This window comes from Salinigranum rubrum (genome assembly GCF_002906575.1).
GTDB lineage: Archaea > Halobacteriota > Halobacteria > Halobacteriales > Haloferacaceae > Salinigranum > Salinigranum rubrum.
In genome coordinates this window covers 3838877-3854560 of the sequence record NZ_CP026309.1, presented here as the reverse complement: position 1 = coordinate 3854560, position 15684 = coordinate 3838877, and the positions used below count along the sequence as shown (strand labels likewise).

Genomic DNA, 15684 nt, shown 5'->3' with positions numbered 1-15684 from the left:
ATGGCACAGGACACCTCATCATCGACCTCGAACCGCAGCCAGCAGTCGTGGCAGAGCACCGTGAGCGAGGACGGCTTCGACACCTCCGAAGAGAGCCAACCCGAAGCGCGCGTCGGTCTCCGGTACACGCTCTCGCAGGTCCGCCGCGACCCCACCGCGCTGTTGGGCCTCGGCATCATCGGCGTCATGACGGCCGTCGCCCTCGTCGCGTTCGTCGACAGCATCGTCTTCGACGTCCTCGCGGACGTCGCGTTCTTCGCCGACCTGGGAGTCAGGCAGTACATGCTCGCGGAGGCGGTCTGGTACAACCCGGTGAACGACCCGGACAACGTCGAGGCGCTCCTGCCGCCGGTCGGCATGACGAACGAACTCTACCCGAACCAGCCGGGGACGCTCGCACACCCGCTGGGAACGGACGACCGCGGCCGCGACATCCTCGCGCGCCTCTTTTACGGCACCAGAATCGCCATCACCGTCGGCATCGTTTCGACGGGCATCGCGATGATTCTGGGGACGCTCGTCGGGAGCGTGGCGGGGTACTACGGCGGCCGCATCGACGACGCGCTCATGCGCGGTGCCGAAGTGCTGTTCGCTATCCCCTTCCTGGTGCTCGTCATCGCGTTCATGACGGCGTTCGGCCGCAACCTCACCTTCGCGATGGTCGGCGTCGGCATCGCGACGATTCCGACGTTCGCGCGGCTCATCCGCTCGCGCGTACTGAGTGTGCGAGAAGAGGACTTCGTCGAGGCCGCCCGCGCCGCGGGAGTGAGAGACCGAAACATCATCCTCAGACACGTCATCCCGAACAGTTTCGCCCCCGTGCTGGTGCAGGCGACGCTGCAGGTCGGCATCAACATCCTCATCATCGCCGGTCTCTCGTTCCTCGGCTACGGCGCGCAACCGCCGACGCCGTCGTGGGGGCAGATGCTCTCGTCGTCACGCAACTACATGCTTCCCAATCCCTGGTTCAGCATCTGGCCCGGTATCGCTATCCTCGTCACCGTGGTGGGGTTCAACCTCCTCGGCGACGGCCTGCGAGACGCACTCGACCCCCGAATCAACAACTGATCCATGACCGAACCACTACTCAGCGTCGAGAACTTACAGACCCGCTTCTACACCGAAGAAGGCGTCGTCCGCGCCGTCGACGGCGTGAGCTTCGACGTCTACGAGGGCGAAATCGTCGGTCTCGTCGGGGAGTCCGGCGCCGGCAAGTCCGTCGCCACCACGTCCATCATGCGACTCGTCGAGGAACCCGGCGAAATCGTCGGCGGGCGCGTCGAGTTCAAGGGCGAACCCATCGTCGATATCGTCGAGGACGGGGGGAAGAGACGCCGTTCCGACGAGATGCTCTCGAACCGCGAGATGCGCACGCGCATCCGCGGCCGCGAAATCGCCATCATCTTCCAGGACCCGATGGAGGCGCTCAACCCCGTGTTCACGGTGGGCTCTCAGCTGCGGGAGTTCATCGAGATCAACCGCGACGTCTCGAAGCAAGAAGCGAAAGAGACCGCCATCGAGATGCTCCACGAGGTCGGCATCCCCGAACCGGAGAGCCGGTACGACAGCTACCCACACCAGTTCTCCGGCGGGATGCGCCAGCGCGTCCTCATCGCCATGGCGCTGTCGTGCGAGCCGTCGCTCATCATCGCCGACGAACCGACGACGGCGCTCGACGTCACCGTCGAGGGGCAGATCCTCGACCTCGTCGACGACCTCCAGGCGAAGTACGACACCTCGTTCATCTGGGTGACCCACGACATGGGCGTCGTCGCCGAGGTGTGCGACCGCGTCAACGTGATGTACCTCGGCGAGATTATCGAACAGGCCCCCGTGGACGACCTCTTCTACGAGACGAAACACCCCTACACGGAGGCGCTCCTGCGGTCGATTCCGCGACCCGACCAGCGCGTCGACGAACTCGAACCCATCACGGGCGTGATGCCCGAGGCCATCGATCCCCCTTCGGGCTGTCGGTTCCACACCCGATGTCCCGAGGCGCGCGAGGTCTGTCCCCGCGTCGAGCCGGCGTACCAGGAAGTCGCGGACGGCCACCACGTCTCCTGCGTCAAGTACGAGGACGTCGGCTACGACGAGTCGCCACCGCTCGACACCGAGGCGACGAACGCCTTCGCGGCGAGCGGTATGCTCGACGAAGAGGCCGAAACCGACGGAGGGAGCCGATGAGCGGGGCGGTCGAACGGTCGTCGGACGCCGGCGTCGACACCGACGAGCGGGACGAACCGCTCCTGCGCGTCGAGGGACTCACGAAGCACTTCACGCAGGGGGACGGCTTCCTCTCCAGCCTCTTCGGGACGGAGACGGTGAAGGCCGTCGAGGACGTGAGCTTCGACATCGAGCGCGGGGAGACGCTGGGGCTGGTGGGCGAGTCCGGCTGTGGGAAATCGACGCTCGCGCGGACCGTGCTCCGCCTCTTGGACCCGACCGACGGGTCGGTGTACTTCAAGGGGGCGGACCTCGCGGCGATGTCGGGCGAACGGCTCCGCCGGCAGCGCCAGGACATGCAGATGATCTTTCAGGACCCCCAGTCGTCGCTGGACCCGCGGATGAAAGTCGGCCCCATCGTCGAGGAGCCGATGCGCGCACACGGCCTGTACGAGGGCGAACGCGAGGAGCGCGCGCGGATGCTCCTGAACAAGGTGGGGCTGGACCCCCAGCACTACAACCGCTACCCCCACCAGTTCTCGGGCGGGCAGCGCCAGCGGGTGAACCTCGCGCGGGCGCTCGCGGTGAACCCCGACTTCATCGTCTGTGACGAGCCGACGAGCGCGCTCGACGCCTCCATCCAGGCGCAGGTGCTCAACACCATGCGGGAGCTCCAGCGCGAGTTCGGCCTCACGTACCTGTTCATCAGTCACGACCTGAGCGTCATCAGACACATCTCCGACCGGGTCGCCGTGATGTACCTGGGACAACTGGTCGAACTCGCCGGGACGGACGAACTGTTCGAGAACCCCCAACACCCCTACACCGACGCCCTCTTGCAGTCGATTCCGGTGCCGGACCCCCGGGCGACGGGGGCGCGCGGCGTCCTCGAAGGGGACGTCCCCTCCCCCATCGAGCCTCCCTCGGGCTGTCGATTCAGAACGAGGTGTCCGAAGCTCATCGCACCGGACATCGGGATGACGGACGCGGAGTGGGAGCGCGTCCGGCGATTCATGCGGGCGGTCTCCCGCCGCACCCTCGTGGTCGACGACACGGGCGAGCAAGCCGTCCGCTCGGAGTTCTTCCCGAACGGAACGCCATCGGGCGAGGCGGGTGACGCCGTCGCGGAGGCCATCGACGCGCTCCTCGCCGACGACGTCGACCGCGCGGAGACGGTGTTGACCGAGACGTTCGCCGAGCGGAGCATCTGTGCCCGCGAGGAACCGGCGTACGAGGTCGAACCGGAGGTCGGCACCGGGCGGCACTTCTCGGCCTGTCACCTCCACCGGTGAGTCGACCACGACCGTCGACCCCGGTTCGATAGGGAGTCGATAACGGATAATTATCGACAGACGGCGAGGGGATAGATACTCGACCCGCGCGTCGATATCGGCCGCTAAATCACCGATTACCGCGGGTATAGGCGGCGCGTGCTAAAGTGGACGCGGCGCCAAGGGTGTGTGAAGAGGTGACACGATGCCCGACACCACCCCGACGACGCCCTCGCGGTTCGCAGACGGGACGACGAGCTACGAGGACGTCCAGACGGTCGTCACGCCGGAAGGCCCCGACCACTACGCCGTGACCGTCCGGGAAGCCGACGGGACGACCCACACACACGCCGTCGAGCGCGTCGTCATCAACACCGCGGGGGTGCACCTCTCGGAGCCCATCTGGTTCGTCGGTGCCAACGTCGACGTCGGCCTCCCCGCAGTCGGCCACGGCGAGAGCGTCTGGCTCTGGGTCTGATACTCACCCTCGGACCTCGAACGTCGTCGTGGCGCGCGCGCCGCCCTCGTACGCGAGGAAGACGCCGAGTTCGTGTCGCCCCGGGTCGAGGTCGACCCACCGGTTCGACTCCCCCTCGTTCACGCGGCGGACGCGCCCGTGCCACGTCCGCGAGACGACTCTGCGCTCCCCGCCGCGGAAGGCGAAGCTCCCGGGCGTCTCGCGCGTCGGGTCGTCGAACCGCGACTCGTCCGACGCCTCCAGTTCGCCGTCGACCGTCCACCCCCAGAGCCGTCGGTCGGGCGTCTCGACCACGACCGGGAGCGGGAGTCTGTTCTCGAAGGTGACGCGGAAGGCGATGTCGTCGCCCGGAGCGTAGCTCGCGCGGTCCGTCTCGACGTCGACGGACAGCGCCCGCCGGGCGACCGACTGCGGGACGAGTCTGCCGAGCGTCTCGGTGAGGACGTTGCGGTTCTCGTCGAAGCCGAGGCGGTCGTCGTCACCAGCGACTCCCATCGGCCGTCGTACGGGCGTCGGCGGTTTCGGTGTGTCGGTACGGGGGAGCGGTTGATTACGACGGCGTCCCTCCCCGCGGCATGAACAGACGCGACCTGCTCGCGGTGGGTGCGCTGGCGGCGCTCTCAGGCTGTCTCGGCTACGAACTCCAGGAGACGGAGCGGGTCGCCGACCGCCGGGTACGCCTCGCGGAACTCGAAGCGACCGTCGAGGCGCGAGAGGAACGCATCGCGGCATTGGAGGCCCGCATCGACGAGTTAGAAGGCGTTCTCGCTGCCTCCGAATCGAGCCGCGAGGCGCTCGAACGCCGGGTCGACGGCCCCCGGGTGAACGACGTCGCGCTCGTCTCCGCGTGGGACCGCCTCGGCGACGTCGCCCATCGGGCGACGACGAGCGTCGACCGCGGCGTGCTCGCGACTATCGCGGTGAACTTCACGACCCCGAGCGTCGACTTCGACAGTGAGCGCGGGAGGCAGGAGGAGGCCGCACAGCGGCTGACGGCCGTCTCGGTGACGCTCTCGGACGAGGAGGGGGTCGTCGAGACACGCGAGCGCGAGTTGCGCTACTTCGTCGAGACGGGGCGGTTGGGTGAGACGCCGGTTCTGTTCGACACCGGGGGGCTGACTCCTGGCGAGTACGTCGCCGAAGCCCGCGTCCGGGACGTGGTCGCCGGGGTCGACTCGCGACCGGTCGCGACGCGGTTCGCCGTGACCTGATATCCGCCCCGCCGGGGCGACGTCTCAGGAGTCCTGTGCTCGCAGGTAACGCTTTATCGACGAGCGCGAGACGGACAGCAATGGTCACAGTCGCCCCGTCCGAGGTCGAACCGTTCGTCGAAGACGTCTGCTGCGCGCTGGGATGCGACGAGGAGACGGCGGACGCCGTCGCGACATCGCTCGTTCTCTCGGATCGACAGGGACACGCCTCCCACGGCGTCTTCCGCATCGGCCAGTACGCCGACCGCGTGGAGCGGGGTGCGGTCGACGCGACGGCGACTCCGACGGTCGAACGAACGGGAGCGGGTACCGCACTCGTCGACGGAAACCGCGCGTTCGGACAGGCCGTCGGACGGGTCGCGACGGACGAGGTGACGGCGCAAGCGGAGGGTGGTGTGGGGGCCGTCGGCATCACCAACGTCGGCCACCTGGGTCGCATCGGCGAGTGGGCACAGCGTGCCACGGAGCGGGGATACCTGTTCGTCGCGCTGGTCAGGGGGTCGACCCAGTCGGTCGCACCGCCGAACAGCGCGGACCGGTGCTTCTCGACGAACCCGGTCGTGTTCGGGGTGCCCACGTTCGACGCGCTTTCGTTCTCCATCGTCATCGACATGGCGACGAGCCAGGTCGCCCACGGCAAGATACGGACGAAAGCGGCGGACGGAGAGCCAATTCCCGAGGGGTGGGCGATCGACGAGGACGGCGAACCGCTCCTCGACGCGCGGGCGTTCGCCGAGGGGAGGGGTGCCATCCTCCCGCTGGGGGGAACGGTCGCCGGACACAAGGGGTACGGCCTCTGTGTCGCCGCCGAACTCTTCGCCGCCATCCTCGGGACGTCGCCGGTCATCGGCCAGGCCACGGGGAGCGCCGCGGCGTTCGTCGCTGTCGACCCGACGGTCTTCCTTCCGGTCGAGGAGATCGAGGCGCGAGTCGAGGCGCTCGCGTCGCTCGTCCGGAACGCGACGTACATCGAGGGCACGGGGCTGTTGCCCGGCGAACCGGAGTACCGGGCGATGCGCGAGACCGACGAACACGGGCTCGAACTCGGCCCCGGGACCGTCGCCGAACTCCAGCGGGTCGCCGAGACGTACGGACTCGAAGGCTCGCTCCCCGCAGGGACCGAGAGACTCGGCTGAACGTGCACGGGGACAGGGTTCATGACGGTGAGGTGCCCTCTCTCGACACGACATGGACAGACGGGAACTGCTCGCGCTCTGTGGGCTCGCCGGCCTCGGTGGTTGTCTCGGCTACGACGTCGTCGAGCGCGAGACGGTCGCCGACCGCCGGGTGCGCCTCGCGGAACTCGAAGCGACCGTCGAGGCCCGGGAGGAGCGCATCGCGGCGCTCGAACGGGAGGTCGCGCGGTTGCGGCGGCGGCTCGCGGGCCCACGAATCAACGCCGTCTCGGTGGTCGAAAGGTGGGAACGCATCGGCGACGTGGTCGTCCGGGGGACGGACGAGGTCAGCGCGGGCGACCCGCTGGCCGTCGCGGTGAGCTTCACCTATCCGATCCGGTCGAGCGGTCGAGTCGACGTCTCGCTCACCGTCGAGTTGACCGACGCCGACGGTCGGCGGGTGGCACGGAACGCCCGTGAGGTCCGGTTCGTCCTCGACCCCGACGCGACGCTCGGCGAACTCCCCGTGCGGTTCGGCGAGCCCGGGCTCAGTCCGGGGCGGTACGCCGCGACGGCCCGCGTCGTCGACCGAGTAACCGGACTCGAAACGGCGTCCGACGCCGTCGCGTTCCGGGCCCGATAGCCTCGCTTTCCCCCTTAGTACGCCGCGACGGTGCCGTCCTTTCGGGGCTCGGTCGCTCCCGAGAGGACCTGGCCCGAGCGGCGGACGAGCTGTGCCCCGCCGAACATAGACGATGGAAGCACGCAGACCTCGTGGCCGCGGCGGGCGAGCTTCGTTTTGCCCTCCAGCCGTTCCTCGACGGCGAGGGACCCGTCCTCGCGGTAGCGCCACCGCGGTTCGTCGAGCGCGCGCTGAATCGGGAAGTCGCGGTCAGCGAGGTTCGAGACCACCTGGACGTGTCCCTGCGGCTGCATGAATCCGCCCATGACCCCGAAGGCGGCCCAGTCGTCTCCTCCGTCGGGGGAGAAGTCCAGCAGGCCCGGGATGAGGGTGTGGAACGGCTTCTTCCCCCTTCGAGCCGGTTCGGGTGCGTGGGGTCGAGCGAGAACGACGCGCCGCGGTTCTGGAGCGCGATACCCGTGTCGGCGGCGACGAGGCCGGAGCCGAAGCCCGCGAAGCGGGAGTTGATGTAGGAGACGACGTTTCCCTCGGCGTCGGCGACGCAGACGAGGACCGTGTCGGCGTCCTCGGCGTTCGTGTCCGGGAGAAAGGAGACGTCGTTGGAGGCTTCGGGCCCGATGTCGGCCGCCCGCGTCCGCGCCCACTCGCGGGAGTTCAGCGGGGGTGCCTCCTCGAACGCGGGGTCGGTGATGTAGCGGTGACCGTCGTGGAACGCCCGCTTCGTCGCCTCGGCGAGCAGGTGGATCCGTTCCGTGCCCGTCGCCTCGCGGGCACCGGCCTCGCGGGCGACGTTCAGCGCCTCCAGCGCGACGAGCCCCTGGTTGTTCGGCGGGAGTTCGTACACTTCACAGCCGCCGTACCGAGTCGACAGCGGGTCGACGAACTCTGGCTCGAACCCCGAGAGGTCGTCCATCGAGAGGAAGCCCCCGGCCGACCGGACCGTGTCGACGATGGCCTCGCCAACCGCCCCCTCGTACACCAGGTCGGCCCCCTCGTCACCGAGGCGTTCGAGCGTGCGGCCGAGGAGCGGCAGGGTGACGTACTGGCCCACCTCGGGGGCGCGCCCGTCGAAGAGGTACGCGTCGCGGGCGTTCTCGGCCTCGAACAGTTCCTCGCCGTGTTCCCACTGCGCGGCGACGACTTCGCTCACGGGGTAGCCGTCGGTGGCGTACCGAATCGCCGGACCGAGACAGTCGGCGAGCGTCAGCAGCCCGAGTTCCTCGACGGTCGTCTCCCAGCCCCGCGCCGTCCCGGGGACGGTGACGGTGTGGGGGCCGGCCTCCGGCATTCGCGCGTCGTCGTCTCCGAGCGACTCGCGCACCGCGTCGATGGTCGCCGCGGCCGGCGCGCCGCCGCACGAGCGGAGCGCGCCGACCTCCCCATCCGCGGTTCGGTAGAGCGCGAAGACGTCACCCCCCAACCCCGTACTCGTCGGTTCGACGACGTTGAGCGCGGCGGCGGCCGCGACGGCCGCGTCGAAGGCGTTCCCACCCTGGCGGAGGAGTTCGACGCCTGCCTCGGCAGCGAGCGGCTGGCTGGTCGCGACCACCCCCTGCGAGCCGTAGACGGTCGAGCGGCGGGAGGTGAAGCGGTCGAGGTCGGGCGCTGGCATACCACCCGTTGGACGGCGAGTGGGAAAAAGCCCGAACGCCTTCTCGGGCCGGTCGTGAGTGTCGGCGAGGGGACGCGACCGCTAGCCGTGACGGCCGAGGACACGGGTGACGCCCGCGGAGAGCGCGTCTCCGATCAACTCCAGCGAGGCCCGGGGGACGCTGCGGTTCCGCACCCGAGCGAGCGCGACCCGGTCGTAGAGCGGTTCGGGGAGGAGTGCGCGGCAGAAAAGGAGCAACCGCGCCTGGCCGGTGACGAGGTAACGCGCCTTCGGTGCCGACGATTCGACCGCCCTGACGACGACGCGGGCAACCCGCTCGGGCGGGACGCCGCCGGGGTCGTAGTGGCGGGCCACGCGGTCGGAGAGGTCACGATGGACCGAGTCGCCGTCGAGGCCGGCCTTCGCCCGCTCGGTGAAGCCCGTCCGAACGGCCCCGGGTTCGACGAGCACGACGTCGACGTCGTCCTGCTCGGCGCGGAGCGCGTCGAAGACGCCCTCGACGGCGTGTTTCGTCCCGGCGTAGACGCCGTGCAAGGGGAGTGAGGCTCGACCCAGCACGGACGAGAGGGTGACGACGCGACCACCGTTCGCCCGCAGGAGGGGCAGCGCCGCTCGCGTGACTGCGAGCGTGCCGAACACGTTGACGCGAAACTGTCTCTCGACGACCTCCCAGTCCGCGTCTTCGACGGCTCCGAGTTCGTACGTCGCCGCGCAGTTGACGAGCGCGTCGAGGTCCGACGGGAGCGTCTCGCGGACGCGCTCCTCGTCGGTGACGTCGCCGACGTGCGTTTCGATGGCGGAGGGAAGCGAGGCGAGGCCGTCGGCGTCGACGTCGAAGGCGACGACGCGGTGGCCGCGGCCGGCGAGACGAAGCGCGGTGGCGCGGCCGATGCCGGAGGCGGCGCCGGTGACGAACACGGTCGACATACGGCGGTCGACAGGTGGCGAGGAGAAAGCTGTGTTGGCTGCCCTCCTTATTCGGTCAGGCCGTAGCCGCGCTTGAACAGCGTGATGTTCAGGCCGACGAGCGCGACCGTCAGCCCCGCGAGGACGACGAGCGAGACGTTCGGGTCGACCTCGCTCTGGCCGAGGAAGCCGTACCGGACGCCGTTGACCATGTACACCATCGGGTTGAGGAGCGAGAGGTCCCGCAAGAGGGGCGGGAGTTCGGCCAGCGAGTAGAAGACGCCGCCGAAAAAGACCAGCGGGCGGACGATGAACTGGTTCATCATCGTCAGGTCGTCCCAGTCGTCGGCCCAGAGGCCGCCGACGATGCCGATGGAGGCGAAGAGGAACGTGATGACGAGACCGAACGCGACGAGGTAGAACGGTCGGGCGACGCCGACGCTGGTGAAGACTGCGCCGACCACGGCGATGAGGAACCCGACGAGCAGTCCCCGGACGACGCCGGCGACGGTGTAGCCGGCGACCATCGTCGAATACGAGAGCGGAGAGGTCAGCGCCTCCTCGATGTAGCGGTTCCACCGGCCGTGGAAGATGGAGAAGGAGGCGTTCTCGAACGCGTTCGAGATGGCCCCCAGGACGACCAGTCCGGGGAGGATGAAGAGGATGTACGGGATGTCGTTGACCGTGTTGATTCGCTGGCCGAGGATGACGCCGAACACCGAGAAGTAGAGGACGTTCGTGATGAGCGGCGGGGCGAAGGTGTTCTTCGGCCGGCGGAGGAACCGCTCTATCTCGCGGCGAGCCACGGTCCGGAAGCCCACCGACGACAGCTGTGAGACGAGCGCGAGAACGGTCGAGAGGACGGACATCTACTCGACGCCTCCCGCGGGAATCGTCTCCTGGGAGTGGGTCATCTCGACGAACACTTCCTCCAGGGAGGTCCGCGAGATGTCGAGGTCGATTATCTCGAACCCCTTGCGGTCGAGTTCGCGGAGGAGGTCGGGCGCGAGCAGGCCGCCCTGGCGGGCGGTGACGACGATGTCGGAGTCGACCAGTTCGACCGCCTCGACCTGACCGTTGCCGGCGGCGATGTCGGGCACCTCGCTCGGGGGTTACGCAGAGTGACCCGAACGCGGTCGGTGCCGCGGTTCATCAGTTCGTCCGGACTGGCGACCTCCACCACCCGTCCCTCGTCGAGGATGGCCACCTCGTCACAGAGGCGTTCGGCCTCCTCGATGTAGTGGGTGGTCAGCAGGATGGTGGTTCCGCGGTCGTTCAGTTCGGTGATGAGCTCCCAGAGGTCCCTCCGAAGCTGGACGTCGACGCCCGCGGTGGGCTCGTCGAGGATGAGCAGGTCGGGCTCGGTCACCAGCGCGCGGGCGAGGACGAACCGTCGCTTCATCCCGCCGGAGAGCCAGTTGAAGCGCGTGTCGCGTTTCTCCCAGATTCCGACCTGCTTCAGCGCCTCCTCGGCGCGTTCTCGGGCCTCGGCGCGGGGTATCCCGTGATAGCCCGCCTTGTGGGTGAGGATCTCTCGAATCGGGAAGAACTGGTCGACGTTGAACTCCTGTGGGGCGAGTCCGATGCAGTCGCGTGCGGCCTGGTAGTCGGTCTCGACGTCGTGGCCGAAGACGCTCGCCGTGCCACCGCTCTTGCGGACGAGGCCCACGAGGATGTTGATGAACGTCGTCTTCCCCGCGCCGTTCGGGCCCAGGAGACCGAAGAACGAGCCTTCGGGGACGGTCAGGTCGACGCCCTTCAGTGCCTTCACGTCGCCGTACTGCTTCTGAAGGTTCTCGACCTCGATGGCGGATGTCACTGCTTGTGAGAACGGTGCGAGGACGATTAAGGCCGACGACATCGACCGACGAGTGTGCCGAGTCAGCGTGTCTCGTGACTTTCCCCTCGCCTCGTCCGTCGGCGCGCATCGTGGCCGGGTCGATGTGCGGTTGTGTGGACTTATCACCGATCCATATCGGGCCAGCGGCCACCCTCGGCGGGAACGAGGTTCATCGGAGGACCGCACACTGTCGGCGAGCGGACAAAAGTCGGCTGTCCTCCGTCGTCTGAACCGACCAGAGGGCGCGACAGTGTCCGTGAGTAACGTGTCCGTTCGGTCGGTTCTCGACCCGACGTGCGGTCGTTTACTCGGAAACGAAGCACGAACTCGCCAACGAACCCTCGTTTCGTCCAGATCGTGATAGACAATGACAAACATTTATACACCTAAATTCAGTCTGCATAGTACAATATGACTAAAGAATATTATCATTATAAATCATAAACTTTATCTCCCGAACTCGAGTGTGCCTCACCTGCCGATGTCGACCGTACGCGTATCCAAAGCACGGACCCGCCCGCCGACCGAATCGACGTATCCACCGACACCACCCACGCGCCTCTAACATGAGCACGAACCCGGACACGACCCGACGCACCGCCGACCGAATCAACCGCGAAGAACTCGAAACCGAAGCGCCGCTCTGCCCGGACCTCGGGCGGAGCGGGACCGACTCTACCGTGAGACTCCAGCGCGAACTCCGCGCGATGCGCGAGCAACTCGACCGTATCGAACGCCGCCTGGAGGGCGAGCGATGAGCGACGCCCCGCTCGAACCGACGGCGATGGACTCGGACACGTTCACCCGCGACGTCGACAACCCGATGGCGCGCGAACTCCGGCGAAAGCTCGACGAGCAGACGTACGTCTTCGCTCCCGGACTCTACCACGCGCTCGACGCCCGACTCGCCGAGATGACGGGCCACGACGCCGCGTACATGTCCGGCTACTCCACCGTCTTGGGTCAGTTCGGTTTCCCCGACCTGGAGATGGTGACGATGACCGAGATGGTCGAGAACGCCAAGCGAATCGTCGAGGCGTGTAACATCCCCGTCGTCGCGGACTGCGACACCGGCTACGGCGGCGTCCACAACGTTCGACGCGCCGTCCGCGAGTACGAGAAGGCCGGCGTCGCCGCGGTCCACATCGAGGACCAGACGTCGCCCAAGCGCTGCGGCCACATCGCGGGCAAGCAGATCGTCTCCCGCGAGGAGGCCCGCTCGCGCTTCGACGCCGCCGTCGACGCGAAGCAAAGCGAGGACACCGTCATCATCGCCCGGACCGACGCCTACGGTTCGGCGAACGGTGACTGGGAGGAACACCTCGAGAGAGGACGGATATACGCCGACGCCGGGGTCGACCTCGTCTGGCCGGAGATGCCCGACCCCTCACGTGAAGACGCGATCAACTACGCCGAAACCATCCACGAGACGCACCCCGACCTCGACCTCGCGTTCAACTACTCGTCGTCGTTCGCGTGGTCGGAGGAGGAGGACCCGCTCACGTTCCAGGAACTGGGCGAGATGGGCTACAAGTACATCTTCATCACGCTCTTCGGGCTGCACTCGGGCGCGCACGCCGTCTACGAGGACTTCAGACGGCTGGCCGAAGACGCCGAAGAGGCGCAGTTCGACCTCGAAGGCCGCTACCTCGACCACCCGACCGAGTCCCACCACGAACTCTCGTTCGTCTCGCGGTACCAGGACATCGAGATGGAGTTCGACCCGCTCGCCCGAGAACGCATCGAGGGCTCCGAGGGCTTCTCCGAGGAGGAGAGCGACCCCCTGACCAGCGGCGACGAGGCCGACCCGGTGTCGAGCGAGAGCGACGATGACTGAAGCGGTCACGCTCCGCCGGTCGCAACTCGCCACCCCGGGGAGCGACCCGAAGATGATCTCGCGCGCCCCCGACTCGGGGGCGGACGAGGCGTTCCTCGACCTCGAAGACAGCGTCGCGCCCGCGAAGAAGGTGGGCGCGAGGGAGAACGTCATCGAGGGGCTCCGCGAGTACGACTGGTCGGAGACGAAGCCCTGCTTCCGGATGAACGGCGTCGAGACCGAGTGGTGGTACGACGACGTCATCGAGGTGGTGACCGAGGCGGGCGAGTATCTCGACACCATCATGGTGCCGATGTGCCACGACGCCTCCTACGTCCAGAGCGTCGACGACCTGCTCACCCAGGTCGAACACAACGCGGGGCTCGAAGTCGGCCGGATCGGCCTGCAGTGTCAGATCGAGTCGGCGACGGGGATGACGAACGTCGCGGAGGTCGCCCGCGCCTCGCCCAGAATCGAGTCGCTGGTGTTCGGTCCCGGCGACTACACCGCGAGCGTCGGCGCCGCCGGACTCACCATCGGTTCCGGCGAGGGCTACCCGGGCCACTACTGGCACTACCAACTCGCTCGCATCGCCCACGCCGCGAAGGCCGAGGGGTTGCAGGTCGTCGACGGTCCCTACGCGGACATCGAGGACACCGAGGGGTTCCGCGATTCCTGCCGGCACGCCTCGCTGCTCGGCTGTGACGGCAAGTGGGCCATCCACCCGAACCAGATCGAACCCGCGAACGAGGTGTTCGCCCCCTCTCGGGAAGAAGCAGAGCGCGCCGAGCGCATCGTCACCGAGTACGAGCGGGCGATGGAGGCGGGCAAGGGCGCGGTGAGCGTCGACGGCGAGATGGTCGACGAGGCGACGAACAAGATGGCACAGCGCATCGTCGCCCGCGCGCGGCAGGCGGACGTGCTCTCGGGAGGTGCGAGCGCGGACTGAGCGCGCGGTCGGCCGGGGACCGACTCACTCGCTCGAACACACCCGAACTCGGCTTGGTCTCCCGTCCGTCGTCCGCCGGTGAGGGCGGTTCGACGCCGACGCGGTGTCGAACGCGCTCACGAGGCGACGGCCGACGGGGCTTCCCCACGGCGCTGCCATCGTTTTTTCATCCGACGAACGACTGACGCAGACGGGTCGAGAGACGTCTCCGTCGGTCGGCCCGACCGGGTCAGTGCGAACAGCGCGGGCGGAACACGGAGAACAGTCGCAGACGGGCGCGAACGGGAAACTCAGTCGTCGGCGGGCGACTCGGCGGGCGCGGTCGGACCGAGCGGTTCCTTCGGCCGGATCGGGTCGCCGCTCTGTACGCCCTTCTCGGCCAGCGCCATGCTCCCCAGCACCTCGATGATGAGGCGGTTGGCGAGGCCGCTGGTGATGCCCCCGTTGTAGGAGTTCGTGTCGCTCGCGTCGTACGCCGGCGACACCTCCACGACGTCGAACCCGAAGTCGTCGGGGTCGAGCGCCTTGACGACTTCCCGGACCATGTAGATGGCCTCTCGGGGAATCAGGCCGCCGGGCTCGGGTTCACCGGTCCCGGGCGCGTACGCCGGTTCCATCACGTCCACGTCGAAGGAGACCCAGACGGCGTCGGTTCCGTCGGTCGCCCGCTGGACGGCGTCGGTGACGATGTCGTCGAGGTCCATCGCGCCGACGTCCATCGACGTGTACCACTTCATCCCGGCCTCGCGCATCTCCTCGTACGTGTCGGGTCCGGGCCAGAAGCCGCGCGGCCCGATGAGCGTGTAGTTCTCGCCGGCCATGAGGCCGTCGTCGTACACGCGCTTGACCCACGCGCCGTGGTCGTACTTGAAGCCCGTCAGGCCCTCGTCGCCGGTGTCGGCGTGGCAGTCGAAGTGGACGAGGCCGATGTCGTCGTAGCCGTTGGCCTCGGCCCAACCCTTGATGTCGGGGTAGCTGATGGAGTGGTCGCCGCCGATGACGATGGGCGTCGCCTGCTCGCTGACCTCGGCGACGGCCTCCTCGATGTTCAGTTGACTCTGTCGGGTGTCACCGGGAGAGACCGCGGCGTCGCCGGTGTCGGCCACGCTGTAGGTGTCGAAGGGGTCGACGCCCGTTTCGATGTTGAAGTGCTCGTACGGCGGCGACGGGACGGTCGACGCCGCGCGGACCGCTCTGGGCCCGTACCGGGTCCCCGGCCGAATCGTCGTCGCGGTGTCCAGCGGAGCCCCGAGGATACCCACGTCGACGTCCTCCTCGTCGAGTTCGTCCCGCTCGACCTCGGGCAGTTTGAGGAACGTCGGGACGCCGCTGAAGATGGGTTCGTTCGCTTCCTTGTGCTTGTCGCCGTAGATGTCTTCGCCAGTGCGTTCTGTCATGGGTACTCGTCGGCTCCGTTCGCGGTTTTACCCACGAAGTTCGCCTTTTTCTCGGCGATTGTGGATGTCTGAGCAATACTGAAAAGCGTTGCTTGGGATACGTAATACCCTCCTGCGGGACCATGGGTAGGCATGTACGGTTCGAGTCCCCTTTAGGTGTTTAAGGACGGCTCCATCCCCTCGAACGGCGGTGCGGTGAACGTCGCCGACGCTGTTCACACTCGCCGACCATCGAGAACAGCAGCGCGACGGAGGTGGACGACGTGGGGGAGCGCCGCGG

14 protein-coding genes and 2 pseudogenes are annotated in these 15684 nt (G+C 67.9%); 10 read left to right on the top strand and 6 right to left on the bottom strand.

Annotation, left to right across the window (positions count from 1 at the left end; genetic code table 11):
• From C2R22_RS18955 to C2R22_RS18940, 4 genes are all read left to right on the top strand, one after another.
• A complete protein-coding gene (locus tag C2R22_RS18955; protein WP_103427152.1) occupies nt 1-1068 on the top strand; it encodes an ABC transporter permease in 1068 nt (355 codons plus the stop codon).
• A 3-nt stretch (nt 1069-1071) separates the two neighbouring features.
• Nucleotides 1072-2187: an ABC transporter ATP-binding protein gene (locus C2R22_RS18950; protein WP_103427151.1), complete on the top strand. Its 1116-nt coding sequence runs from the start codon at nt 1072-1074 to the stop codon at nt 2185-2187.
• Nucleotides 2184-3458: an ABC transporter ATP-binding protein gene (locus C2R22_RS18945; protein ID WP_103427150.1), complete on the top strand. Its 1275-nt coding sequence runs from the start codon at nt 2184-2186 to the stop codon at nt 3456-3458. Before C2R22_RS18950 ends, C2R22_RS18945 begins: the two co-directional genes overlap by 4 nt.
• Before the next feature lie 184 nt (nt 3459-3642).
• On the top strand, nt 3643-3915 hold the full coding sequence (locus C2R22_RS18940; RefSeq protein ID WP_103427149.1) for a hypothetical protein: 273 nt from the start codon (nt 3643-3645) through the stop codon (nt 3913-3915).
• A 3-nt stretch (nt 3916-3918) separates the two neighbouring features.
• On the opposite strand, the gene C2R22_RS18935 is transcribed toward C2R22_RS18940, so the two are convergent.
• On the bottom strand, nt 3919-4410 hold the full coding sequence (locus C2R22_RS18935) for a hypothetical protein (protein WP_103427148.1): 492 nt from the start codon (nt 4408-4410) through the stop codon (nt 3919-3921).
• Nucleotides 4411-4490: 80 nt separating this feature from the next.
• Between C2R22_RS18935 and C2R22_RS18930 the strand changes: the two genes are divergently transcribed.
• From C2R22_RS18930 to C2R22_RS18920, 3 genes are all read left to right on the top strand, one after another.
• Nucleotides 4491-5126 carry a hypothetical protein gene (locus C2R22_RS18930; protein WP_103427147.1) on the top strand — a complete coding sequence of 212 codons (636 nt, stop codon included), beginning with the start codon at nt 4491-4493 and terminating at the stop codon, nt 5124-5126.
• Nucleotides 5127-5206: 80 nt separating this feature from the next.
• Complete coding sequence (locus tag C2R22_RS18925; RefSeq protein WP_103427146.1) at nt 5207-6262, top strand: Ldh family oxidoreductase; 1056 nt, start codon at nt 5207-5209, stop codon at nt 6260-6262.
• Nucleotides 6263-6314: 52 nt separating this feature from the next.
• Nucleotides 6315-6884, top strand: coding sequence for a hypothetical protein (locus C2R22_RS18920; protein ID WP_103427145.1), 570 nt, complete (start codon nt 6315-6317; stop codon nt 6882-6884).
• A gap of 14 nt (nt 6885-6898) precedes the next feature.
• On the opposite strand, the pseudogene C2R22_RS18915 reads toward C2R22_RS18920, so the two are convergent.
• The 4 genes and pseudogenes from C2R22_RS18915 to C2R22_RS18900 form a co-directional block, all read right to left on the bottom strand.
• Nucleotides 6899-8496 (bottom strand): annotated as a pseudogene (locus tag C2R22_RS18915) (gamma-glutamyltransferase family protein).
• Between the two features lie 81 nt (nt 8497-8577).
• The gene (locus C2R22_RS18910) at nt 8578-9423 is read right to left on the bottom strand and encodes an SDR family NAD(P)-dependent oxidoreductase (RefSeq protein WP_103427144.1); all 846 of its coding nucleotides are present in this window, start codon (nt 9421-9423) and stop codon (nt 8578-8580) included.
• A 47-nt stretch (nt 9424-9470) separates the two neighbouring features.
• Nucleotides 9471-10271 carry an ABC transporter permease gene (locus tag C2R22_RS18905; RefSeq protein WP_103427143.1) on the bottom strand — a complete coding sequence of 267 codons (801 nt, stop codon included), beginning with the start codon at nt 10269-10271 and terminating at the stop codon, nt 9471-9473.
• Nucleotides 10272-11221 (bottom strand): annotated as a pseudogene (locus C2R22_RS18900) (ATP-binding cassette domain-containing protein). It lies immediately after the preceding gene.
• A 587-nt stretch (nt 11222-11808) separates the two neighbouring features.
• Here C2R22_RS18900 and C2R22_RS18895 point away from each other — a divergent pair.
• The 3 genes from C2R22_RS18895 to C2R22_RS18885 are packed head-to-tail and all read left to right on the top strand — an operon-like array spanning nt 11809 to nt 14007.
• Nucleotides 11809-12000, top strand: coding sequence for a hypothetical protein (locus C2R22_RS18895; protein WP_103427142.1), 192 nt, complete (start codon nt 11809-11811; stop codon nt 11998-12000).
• Nucleotides 11997-13079: an isocitrate lyase gene (gene aceA / locus C2R22_RS18890; RefSeq protein WP_103427141.1), complete on the top strand. Its 1083-nt coding sequence runs from the start codon at nt 11997-11999 to the stop codon at nt 13077-13079. The genes C2R22_RS18895 and aceA overlap by 4 nt, the downstream gene beginning before the upstream one ends.
• Nucleotides 13072-14007, top strand: coding sequence for an HpcH/HpaI aldolase/citrate lyase family protein (locus C2R22_RS18885; RefSeq protein ID WP_103427140.1), 936 nt, complete (start codon nt 13072-13074; stop codon nt 14005-14007). The genes aceA and C2R22_RS18885 overlap by 8 nt, the downstream gene beginning before the upstream one ends.
• Before the next feature lie 290 nt (nt 14008-14297).
• Here the strand turns inward: C2R22_RS18885 and C2R22_RS18880 are convergent, their stop codons facing one another.
• Nucleotides 14298-15404: an agmatinase family protein gene (locus C2R22_RS18880; RefSeq protein WP_103427139.1), complete on the bottom strand. Its 1107-nt coding sequence runs from the start codon at nt 15402-15404 to the stop codon at nt 14298-14300.
• Between the last annotated feature and the right edge of the window lie 280 nt (nt 15405-15684).

Excerpts from the sequence above, each read along its gene's own strand:
- C2R22_RS18955 (WP_103427152.1), top strand. The coding sequence starts at position 1 with ATGGCACAGGACACCTCATCATCGACCTCGAACCGCAGCCAGCAGTCG.
- C2R22_RS18950 (WP_103427151.1), top strand. The coding sequence starts at position 1,072 with ATGACCGAACCACTACTCAGCGTCGAGAACTTACAGACCCGCTTCTAC.
- C2R22_RS18945 (WP_103427150.1), top strand. The coding sequence starts at position 2,184 with ATGAGCGGGGCGGTCGAACGGTCGTCGGACGCCGGCGTCGACACCGAC.
- C2R22_RS18940 (WP_103427149.1), top strand. The coding sequence starts at position 3,643 with ATGCCCGACACCACCCCGACGACGCCCTCGCGGTTCGCAGACGGGACG.
- C2R22_RS18935 (WP_103427148.1), bottom strand. The coding sequence starts at position 4,410 with ATGGGAGTCGCTGGTGACGACGACCGCCTCGGCTTCGACGAGAACCGC.
- C2R22_RS18930 (WP_103427147.1), top strand. The coding sequence starts at position 4,491 with ATGAACAGACGCGACCTGCTCGCGGTGGGTGCGCTGGCGGCGCTCTCA.
- C2R22_RS18925 (WP_103427146.1), top strand. The coding sequence starts at position 5,207 with ATGGTCACAGTCGCCCCGTCCGAGGTCGAACCGTTCGTCGAAGACGTC.
- C2R22_RS18920 (WP_103427145.1), top strand. The coding sequence starts at position 6,315 with ATGGACAGACGGGAACTGCTCGCGCTCTGTGGGCTCGCCGGCCTCGGT.
- C2R22_RS18910 (WP_103427144.1), bottom strand. The coding sequence starts at position 9,423 with ATGTCGACCGTGTTCGTCACCGGCGCCGCCTCCGGCATCGGCCGCGCC.
- C2R22_RS18905 (WP_103427143.1), bottom strand. The coding sequence starts at position 10,271 with ATGTCCGTCCTCTCGACCGTTCTCGCGCTCGTCTCACAGCTGTCGTCG.
- C2R22_RS18895 (WP_103427142.1), top strand. The coding sequence starts at position 11,809 with ATGAGCACGAACCCGGACACGACCCGACGCACCGCCGACCGAATCAAC.
- aceA (WP_103427141.1), top strand. The coding sequence starts at position 11,997 with ATGAGCGACGCCCCGCTCGAACCGACGGCGATGGACTCGGACACGTTC.
- C2R22_RS18885 (WP_103427140.1), top strand. The coding sequence starts at position 13,072 with ATGACTGAAGCGGTCACGCTCCGCCGGTCGCAACTCGCCACCCCGGGG.
- C2R22_RS18880 (WP_103427139.1), bottom strand. The coding sequence starts at position 15,404 with ATGACAGAACGCACTGGCGAAGACATCTACGGCGACAAGCACAAGGAA.